Raw genomic sequence first — 3358 nt, 5'->3', positions numbered from 1 at the left:
CGGATGATGGTGATGGCCAGGAAGATGGCCAGCGCGATGGCCAGGGCCCCGGCGATCAGCACGTCGCGCTGCAGGGCTGCGGCGGCCGCCTCGGCCCGCTCGCCGGCGGCGGCCGTGACCTGGGCCTGGTAGTCCACCTGCTCCTGGATGGATTTCTGGTAGGCCAGCTGGACCGGGCGAAGCTGCTCCACCAGGAGTTTGAGCGCCTCGTCCTTCTGGTCCTTGTCGATCAGCCCCACGTATTGGTCCCCCAACCGCAGGAACTCGGCGCGGTGCTGCTGCATGCGGGCCAGGCTTTCCTTGCCCTTCTCGGACTGGATCAGCGCGGTGAGCGTTTCCAGCTGCTTGGCAATCGTCGAGCGCGCCGTGCCGATCTGCTCGCGCGAGGATTTGACAATGGCCTCCGACGAAAAGATCGCCAGGTTGCGGAACTGGATCGCCTGCACATTCACCCCATCGGCCAGCGCCCCCATGGCCCGGGTGATGGGGATGCGCATGGTAACGATGTCATTGAGCGCTGCGCGCTGGCTGGCCGAGCGTGCCAGCGCCACCCCTCCCAGGGCGATCAGCAACAACACCATGGCGGCAAAGGCCACCACCAGCCGTGTGGAAATATTCAGGCGATTCATCCGGTCCCTCGTTGATTGGTTTTTGGAGTGTTTTTCACGTTATCCGTGTGCCGCGTTCTTGACCAGCCCTAATTCGCCACTGCTGAGCAGCGCCTCGATGTCCATCAGGATCAGCATGCGATCTCCCAGGCTGGCAATGCCGGAGACGAAGGCCGGGTCCAGGCTGCCCTGGGATTCGAACTGCGGCACGGGCTTGATGAGCTCCGGGGTCAGGGTGACCACGTCGGCCACGGCGTCCACCACGGCCCCGACCAGCACGGACCCGATGTCCAGGATGATGACCACCGTGAAGTCGGTATAGCTGGCTTCGGGGCACTGGAGCTTCACGCGCAGATCCAGGATGGGCACGATGCGCCCGCGCAGGTCGATCACGCCCTTGATGAAATCCGGCGCATGGGCCAGCCGCGTGGGCTGCTCGTAGGAGCGGATTTCCTGCACCCGAAGGATGTCGATGCCGTATTCCTCCAGGCCCAGGCGAAAGCTCAGGTACTCCCCGGCGCGGCCGGCCGGTTGCGGGATGCGGGACGGGGCTTCGGTAGCGGCTGCAGCAAGGGCTTGGGTCATGGCAAAGGCGTATCGGAATGGAAAGGCAGGCCTCTTGGGGTCGGACCCTGAGGCCTGGGCACTCCCGAAAGCATAGCCGCGAAAAGTTACATTTAAAAACAAAATCCGGTCAATGAACAACCGAAAGCGGCCATGCGGGGCGGGCAAAAGGGCGCGCCCTGCCCGTTTCTGGCCCCGGCGGTTTTCGCCGCATTGGAGAGGTGCCTCCACTCCTGGCAGGGGTTCCGGTGCGAAAAAATGTTACCGTTACCCAGGCTGTCGAGTGGCCGGCTGCTGCACCGCCGGACGGCCCCCGACACCGCCGGGCAAGGGCCTGGCGCCCCATGGAATGACCTGATGACGCTGTTCACCAAAAAAGAGACCTCACCCCACCACATGCCTCCCCCTGGCTTGCCCCTGCTGGCGCTGGAGTTGCGCGCGCCCTGGGAGTTCGGCGCCGTGCTGCCCGCCTGGCCCGTTCTGCAGCGCGCGCCCATGGGCGACGGGCACACCGTCATCGTCTTTCCCGGGCTCACGGCGGGCGACGCCACGACGGCGCCCTTGCGCCGCTACCTGGAGTCACGCAGCTACGACACCCTGGGCTGGGGCCAGGGCCTGAACCTGGGCCCGCGCGAAGGCGTGCTGGACAACGCCAAGCAGCAGTTGCAGCAGGCGGCCCAGCGCAGCGGCCACAAGGTGAGTCTGGTGGGCTGGAGCCTGGGCGGCGTCTATGCGCGCGAACTGGCCAAGGAGCTGCCCGACCTGGTGCGCTGCGTGGTGACGCTGGGCACACCCTTTGCCGGCCCCCACACCTCCACGAACGCCTGGCGCATCTACCAGTTCGCCAGCGGCCGCAGCATCGAGCGCGAGGTCGCCAGCTACAACCTGCCCGAGGCGCCCCCCGTGCCCACCACCAGCATCTACTCGCGCACCGATGGCGTGGTGGCCTGGCGCGGCAGCCTGCAGGCCCCGGCCAAGCACAACCCGAACACCGAGAACGTCGAGGTGCTGGCCAGCCATTTCGGCATCGGCCTGAACCCGAGCGCCTGGTGGGTGGTGGCCGACCGGCTGGCCCAGCCCCATGGGCCGGGCGCGGCATGGCAGCCGTTCCGGCGCCCGTCACTGCCTGGGCTGCAGTTGGTGTTCCCCGACCCGCACCGGCCAGGCTGATTCCGGGCCGGATTCGGCCGCCATGAAAAAACCCGCCTTGGCGGGTTTTTTCATGGAGGAGCCTGGGCGCACCTCAGCGGTTGAGGTCCTCGCGTCCGGTTTCCCCGGTGCGGACGACTTCGTGCTCCGCGGGGCCGGGAATGGTGCTGCTGGGATCTTCCGGCCGGGCGATCGCCCCGGCGGCGGCACCGCCCAGGGCGCCCGCCAACACACCCAGCGTACCTCCGACAACCACGCCCACTGGTCCGCCGACAGCAGCGCCCGCCGCAGCACCGGTCGCGGCGCCGGCTACGACACCGCCGCCTACGAGGGCCGACTGGGATTCGCGCTCGGCTTCGGCCACCGTCAGCGGGCGCTGTGCTGCCGGATCAGGATCTTGGGAAGGAATGCCATGTCCGGGACGAGCCTGCTCGGCGAGGTCCTGGTCCTGGGTGGCGGCTCCGGTGTTGGAGGGGTTCATGGGCGTCTCCTGGGAAATGAAGGATGGTCAAGCGGCACCGCTCAGGCAACGCTCGCTGTCTCTTCGTTGTACGCCCCACGCGCTGCGGGTGGCGCCGTCTGCCAGGCCGCAGTGCTGTCAGACGAGGCGCTTGATCCACGTCAAGCCCTCAGAAGCTCTCCCATTCATCATCCCCCCCTCCAGCCGCCTTGGCCGGTGCCTTGGGCGCCGCGGCTGCGGGGCCGGGCGCAGGGGCCTTGGGCGCCGCCAGCCGGGTGGCCGTCGGGGCCTTGGCCGCAGGCCTGGACGTGACCGCCGCCCGCGCCGCTGGCGCCGCCATGGCCACCGGCTTGCGCACCGCCGGGGCCGCAGCAGCGGCTGCCGGCGCACGGTAGCTACCCCCTTCGCCCGCAGCCAGCCGGAACACCGCCACTGCGTTCACCAGCTCGCCCGCCTGGCTGTTCAGGCTGCTTGCCGCTGCCGCCATTTCTTCCACCAGCGCCGCGTTCTGCTGGGTGGCCTGGTCCATCTGCGTGACCGCTTCTCCCACCTGGCCCACGCCTGCGCTTTGTTCGCT

Annotated in this window: 4 protein-coding genes and 1 pseudogene; 1 reads left to right on the top strand and 4 read right to left on the bottom strand. The window is 68.3% G+C overall.

Annotated elements, in window-relative coordinates; translation table 11 throughout:
* Both AC3WOH_RS34800 and AC3WOH_RS34795 read right to left on the bottom strand, forming a co-directional pair.
* Positions 1 to 629, bottom strand: a 629-nt coding sequence (locus tag AC3WOH_RS34800) for an MCP four helix bundle domain-containing protein (RefSeq protein ID WP_492233887.1), incomplete at its 3' end; no start/stop codon positions are given.
* 39 nt (positions 630 to 668) lie between these two features.
* Complete coding sequence (locus AC3WOH_RS34795; protein WP_492233886.1) at positions 669 to 1193, bottom strand: chemotaxis protein CheW; 525 nt, start codon at positions 1191 to 1193, stop codon at positions 669 to 671.
* 336 nt (positions 1194 to 1529) lie between these two features.
* Here AC3WOH_RS34795 and AC3WOH_RS34790 point away from each other — a divergent pair, with 336 nt between their 5' ends.
* The gene (locus AC3WOH_RS34790) at positions 1530 to 2342 is read left to right on the top strand and encodes an alpha/beta fold hydrolase (protein ID WP_492233885.1); all 813 of its coding nucleotides are present in this window, start codon (positions 1530 to 1532) and stop codon (positions 2340 to 2342) included.
* A gap of 73 nt (positions 2343 to 2415) precedes the next feature.
* Here the strand turns inward: AC3WOH_RS34790 and AC3WOH_RS34785 are convergent, their stop codons facing one another.
* Positions 2416 to 2802 (bottom strand): bacteriocin, encoded by a 387-nt coding sequence (locus AC3WOH_RS34785; RefSeq protein ID WP_492233884.1) that lies wholly within the window; start codon positions 2800 to 2802, stop codon positions 2416 to 2418.
* A gap of 148 nt (positions 2803 to 2950) precedes the next feature.
* Positions 2951 to 3358 (bottom strand): annotated as a pseudogene (locus AC3WOH_RS34780) (methyl-accepting chemotaxis protein); the annotation flags it as partial.

The organism is Acidovorax sp. FW305-C-20-28, assembly GCF_058783375.1.
Note: the sequence above shows the minus strand (reverse complement) of the source record. Positions and strands in the feature narration are given on the sequence as shown.